Genomic DNA, 4,981 nt, shown 5'->3' with positions numbered 1-4,981 from the left:
AGGCCGTGCTCCAGATCCAGAAACCAGTCCTGCTTCAGCGACAGCAGCCGGGTTTTCACCTTCTGCCGCACGCACTCAGACTTGCTGGCGTAGGATGCGCGGCCCCGCCCGAACGTCCAGTCACCCTCTCCGTCAGTCCGTCGTGTCCTCATGCCTGCGCCTCCGAGGTCTGCCCGTTCTGGCTGTCGGTGTGGTGGTGTGATTTGCTGCCGATGCCGTCAACCGTCACGTCACCGCCGGTGACTTCAACCGATCCGGTAATCTTCGCCGCGGCCCCGCTGCCGCCACTGGCCGACAGGCCGCCGTTCATCGCAGCGGCCCCGGTCACCGTCAGCGTGTCATCTATCGTGACGGGCTTCATAAATTCGGCTTCGCAGTGAACCGTCAGCTTTGCGCCATCGATGTCAACGTTGCCGCCGGTGTCGATGGACACATATCCGGTGCCCTCAAGCTGACGCATCACGATGGCGTCGTTGCGGAAACTGCCGATAGCCCGTGTGAGGCTGGAAAAACCGGGCAGAAATCCGCCGTCGCCCCAGTCGTGCTGGCGGTGCTCGGCCGCCTGGCTCACCTGCCCGCTGCTGAACCAGTTATCGATACAGCGATCGGCAAACAGCACCCAGCCCTCATCGCCGGGCTTCACGGGGAAGGTGAAGGCGAAGCCCCCGCCACGCGGAAACTTGACCGGCACGTCGGCCAGCACCGTCGGCGTGATGGCATCGCCGTTCTCATCCGTGCCGGCAATGGCCGGCTGCAGCGTCACCGTCTGACGTTTATCATCAAACGCCGTCACGATGGCGGGCATGGCCACGCGCAGGCGAGCGGATAAATCATCCGCCGCCGCTGCCATGACCGAATCCAGCGAGGCCGTGTCCCGGCTAAGCGTGCTCATCTTTTTTCTTCCTCTTTTTCAGCTTCTTCGCCTGCTTAAATTTCCCGTTCACCAGCGTCAGCCGTGATCCCCAGCGGGACGCGTGCGTGTCGCCCTCTGATTTCACCGCCACCACCTTGTAGTCGCCGTTGTAGTCCGCCACGATCGACTCAACCCGCACCAGCGAGCCCACGGTGATTTCCGGGCGCAGCAGGCAGGACACCTCCAGACCGCGATCGGTGGGTTTCGGGCTGCCCAGCATGCCGCCGGATTCGTTCAGCAGCGCTCCCTCACCCGGCAGGCAGTAATCCGGGTGCAGCACGTGCAGTTCCCCGTTCTGGATCATCCAGTCCGCTCCGTAATGGTTCGCCACCTGCGTCATCACGTGCCGGGCCGGGCCGTAACAGACCTTCGCACGCGTAAACGTCACGTCAGCCGGCAGGCCGATATTTCCCGGCGTGATGCCGGTCATTTCCCCCGCGCAGTGTGCAATCGCATCCTCATGCGTGCTGCCCGCCGCCAGCGTCACGTTCACAAACGCATCCCGGTACGCGGTAGCACCGTCGTCGCAGGTCAGCTCAAGAATAAAGTCCAGCCCCTCGCGGACAACCGCAGGCTTCGTGATCTGCCCGGCGTACAGCACCCGGCAGTTCTCCAGTGACCCGTAGCCGACCGCCAGCGCGACCTGCTTAAACTCGCCGCCGGTCACCTGATGCCGGTGTGAAGGGGTCAGGTTCCAGACGCGGAGCGTGGCCTTGTTGGGCGTTTTGTCGTGGGTGTGGGAAATGCTGAAGGCGATGCGGAGGTTGTTAATCTGAATGGATTCTTTACTGTTGCCGATCGTCAGAATGTACTGACGGCCATACTGCTTAATCGCTGTCATTGCTCCTGTCCATCAGGTAAAGAATGCAGCGGCTGCCCATGTCGCTGCCGCCGTAAGGGTTCAGCGCATTGCCGCTGCTGTCGTACAGGTAAAGCCAGAACGGCAGGCGGGTGCGCTTCAGCACCGGCACGCCGCAGACCAGGGCATAGCCGCTGATGAGGGCCTTATTAGTACCGGCGTCAGAAATATCCACCAGCCACTGCCCGCCAGGCGGTACCGGGTTATAACGCAGGCTCAGCTGATACCTGGTGCTGCCGACCGTGACCTTCAGGGTCTGGTACGGATCGCTGCTGACCGCGAGTCTGTAAAATGTTGCCATGCCCGTTCTCCGGCTCACATGAAAAAAGCCCGCACTGCGTAAACAGTCGGGACTTTGTTTTTTGCAAATTGCTTCAACGCTTAATCGGTGGCGTATGTCCGCCGGCAGGTTTCCCCTAATTTTCAATACCCAACGCGGCGGCCTGCTCCTTCAGTTCCGGCGGCAGGTCTGCCTGCTGAAGCTGCTGATTACCTTTATCCACCGCCTTTGCGGCCTGTTTTGCGGTGCGCCCGCCGGTTTTACCCTGTGAGGGAATCTTTAAACCTCTGGCCGTCTGCGTGGTCGTGATAAATATCTCACGACATTTCAGACTGAATACTGCTGATCCGGTGCGGGTGAACTTTACGTCCACATTCAGCAGCAGGCACTGATCGTAGCTCGCCGTCTGCGTGGTAATGGCGATCGGGGTAGCGGACTGCTGCATGCTGCGCAGTGCCTTCAGCGCATCGGCAACACGCTGATCGCTGGTCGCCAGGTCCGCTGAATCCGTGTCCAGCAGGGACGGCAGCCAGGGTGCCAGCGCCCGCTGGCCGGATGAACCACCCACCAGCGAACTGGCCGCAGACGCCACCTGGTCCAGCACCCGGTTTGCCAGGCTGACGCCCTGCGCGGTAAGGCTTTTGATTTCGCCCGGGATGGGCAGGTCGTCGATAAAATCCGGCTCACGGACATAATTATCCTCCGCCAGCTGATTAAACAGCGTGTCCGTCGGATCGAAGTCCACCATGATGCCGGTGATTTCAAAAGGTCGTGGCGTCAGTATCGCGTGATCGGAAATCTGCGAGCCGGACTCGACCGGGTTATCTGTGACTTTAAGCTCAGAGTGGTGGCTTTCCTCCGTCACCACGTCGAAAACAAAGGTGCCGATTCTGGTTGTGACCGCTGCGTCGCTCAATATCGCCTTCCTCCGGTACCGTGATTTTCCATTGATGAGGCCAGCCCGCTGTTTGCCTCACGCAGCCCCGCCGCAAAACCGGCAGCGTCCTGGGTATAAACGTTGACCGGGCCGTGAATGTTCACAGAGTGATCGTCTTTATGCTCAACCGGCGTGGTTTTCTCTCCCGGTTTATCAGTGGCGGCAGAGTCATGAGTACTGAACTTTTTACCTGCAGCACAGGATGCCGCTGTGGCCGGATCGGCTTTTACCGGGCCGGATGGCAGGGTGAAATAATCACGGTAGGCTGCCGGGCGATTCGCCTTCGTCCACTGCGCAATCTGCCCCAGCGTCCAGTCGGGATGCGCGGCCTTCAGCGTTTTAAGGTAATCACCGCTGCCCTGCCGGTGCTTCTGAGCGGCATCATCTTTTGCCACCTCATCATCCATGTATCTGCCGACACCGCCCTGATGCGCCTTCTGCTTGTCGGCAAGTTCTTTCTTTTCTGCGTCCGACAGTTCAGGGGCAAGACCAATAGAGGACAGCGCCTGGCGTCCTTTCAAAGTGCCGATGTCCATATAGTCCAGCCAGTAGCGGAACCAGGCCATCATGCGGGTAATGCCATGCTCAAAGGCGCTGAAAAAATCGTTCAGATATCCTTTATCCAGAATGCCGAGCTTAAACTCGTCCCACTTTTTAATCAGGGAGGCAATGCCCGCGATCGCCCCGACGACGCCCACCGCTATCAGCCCCGGCAGCAGGGCCAGCGGATCAATCAGCGCGGTCAGTGCCGCCACAACGGCTTCGCCGTCGCGGACCAGCTCAAGTGCCGCCGCCACATCACGGAATCCGCCGGCAAGTTTTGCCACCAGGCCGATGATGGTTGTCCATTTCGACACGAGAAAAATGCTGGCGAGAAGGAATTCAACGCTGTGCACACTGCCAAACCACTGACTGAATTTTTCAGCCACCAGCCCGGTCAGCCGGATAGCCTCCGCCACGATTTTCACAATCAGCGTCAGGATCTGACTGATGCCCGCCAGCATCTCGTGCGCATCGGGTGATTTCGCCCAGGCTTCCCACTGGGTGATCATACTGAATAGCTCATCTTCCAGCGCGGCAAATACGTGGTTGTCCATCACCTGCATCTGGAAGGTCTGCCAGTCGTTGCCCCAGCGTGCAATCAAGCCCGTCATGGTTTTAGCGTGTTTATCCATGGTACCGCCGAAGCGGTCGTCAAGAATTTTAGTCAGCTGCTCAATAGTTTTATTCGCATCGCTGATATCCAGCTTGATGGGTATTGTCTGGCCTTCCCTGTTGATGTAGGAGCCGTGATAGGACGTTTCGCCGCCTTTACTGCTCCTGTGCAGCTTGATCCCGGCCTGGGCAATCGCACCGCCCATGGCATAGCGGCCTTCCAGCAGTTCGCCGACGTCTTTACCCAGCATGTAGCCGATCCCCGGCATGGCGGCCATGGTATCGCCCATTGCCTTCATGGCGGCAACAGTCGGCTCAACGCCGTTATTTTTCAGCGACAGGAAGGCCTCTTTCGCTGCGTCCAGCCCCATTACCGGGTTGGCGCGTGCAAAATTAACCAGCCAGTGAAACTTCTGCTCACCCTCTGCCGCCGTGGTGTAAAGCGACTCGAAGGTGACCTTCATGTCCTCCATTTCTTTCGCTGTGCGGATAAATTCACCGCCGACCTCTTTTGCCATCTCCGCCCCCTTTTCCAGCGCGTGGGAGAGCAGGTTGGCCGCCGTGATGGTGCTGAGCAGGGAATGGCGGGTGCTTTCACCGTGGTCGCCGATACGCTGCAGCTGCTCGTCAAACGCCTGGCCGCCGCGCAGGTCGGCCTGAAAACCCAGCGCATAGAGAAATTCGTCGATAAGGGCCATATTAGTTCCAGAAGTAAAAATCCGCCTTCATAGAAGGCGGCTTTGTTTTCCGCCCCATAGGGGCGTACTAAGTTCGGACTCTTAGAGCCCTCTCTTCACACCTCATGAAGCGACAGTTGTTTATCTTCAACTTCATGCT

The 4,981-nt window shown here is 59.2% G+C and carries 5 protein-coding genes; all 5 read right to left on the bottom strand.

Annotated features, from left to right (window positions below; genetic code table 11):
- Positions 1-148 precede the first annotated feature (148 nt).
- The 5 genes from F3I20_RS23705 to F3I20_RS23685 all read right to left on the bottom strand — a co-directional run bounded on the left by F3I20_RS23705 (position 149) and on the right by F3I20_RS23685 (position 4,842).
- Positions 149-892 (bottom strand): Gp138 family membrane-puncturing spike protein, encoded by a 744-nt coding sequence (locus tag F3I20_RS23705; protein WP_150019449.1) that lies wholly within the window; start codon positions 890-892, stop codon positions 149-151.
- Positions 879-1,754, bottom strand: coding sequence for a phage protein (locus F3I20_RS23700; RefSeq protein ID WP_150019448.1), 876 nt, complete (start codon positions 1,752-1,754; stop codon positions 879-881). Before F3I20_RS23700 ends, F3I20_RS23705 begins: the two co-directional genes overlap by 14 nt.
- The gene (locus F3I20_RS23695; protein ID WP_150016032.1) at positions 1,741-2,073 is read right to left on the bottom strand and encodes a phage baseplate plug family protein; all 333 of its coding nucleotides are present in this window, start codon (positions 2,071-2,073) and stop codon (positions 1,741-1,743) included. The genes F3I20_RS23700 and F3I20_RS23695 overlap by 14 nt, the downstream gene beginning before the upstream one ends.
- 115 nt (positions 2,074-2,188) lie before the next feature.
- A complete protein-coding gene (locus F3I20_RS23690; RefSeq protein WP_150016033.1) occupies positions 2,189-2,968 on the bottom strand; it encodes a phage baseplate protein in 780 nt (259 codons plus the stop codon).
- Entirely contained in the window at positions 2,965-4,842 is a 1,878-nt protein-coding gene (locus F3I20_RS23685) for a tape measure protein (protein ID WP_150016034.1), read from the bottom strand. Before F3I20_RS23685 ends, F3I20_RS23690 begins: the two co-directional genes overlap by 4 nt.
- Positions 4,843-4,981: the final 139 nt, after the last annotated feature.

Source organism: Candidatus Pantoea gossypiicola, from assembly GCF_008632075.1.
Classification (GTDB): domain Bacteria; phylum Pseudomonadota; class Gammaproteobacteria; order Enterobacterales; family Enterobacteriaceae; genus Pantoea; species Pantoea gossypiicola.
The sequence above is the reverse complement of the archived record's forward strand: the minus strand, read 5'-3'. Positions and strand labels throughout refer to the sequence as shown.

What these genes read in the sequence shown, in the direction of transcription:
- F3I20_RS23705 (WP_150019449.1), bottom strand. Translation starts at nt 892, where the DNA reads ATGAGCACGCTTAGCCGGGACACGGCCTCGCTGGATTCGGTCATGGCA.
- F3I20_RS23685 (WP_150016034.1), bottom strand. Translation starts at nt 4,842, where the DNA reads ATGGCCCTTATCGACGAATTTCTCTATGCGCTGGGTTTTCAGGCCGAC.
- F3I20_RS23695 (WP_150016032.1), bottom strand. Translation starts at nt 2,073, where the DNA reads ATGGCAACATTTTACAGACTCGCGGTCAGCAGCGATCCGTACCAGACC.
- F3I20_RS23700 (WP_150019448.1), bottom strand. Translation starts at nt 1,754, where the DNA reads ATGACAGCGATTAAGCAGTATGGCCGTCAGTACATTCTGACGATCGGC.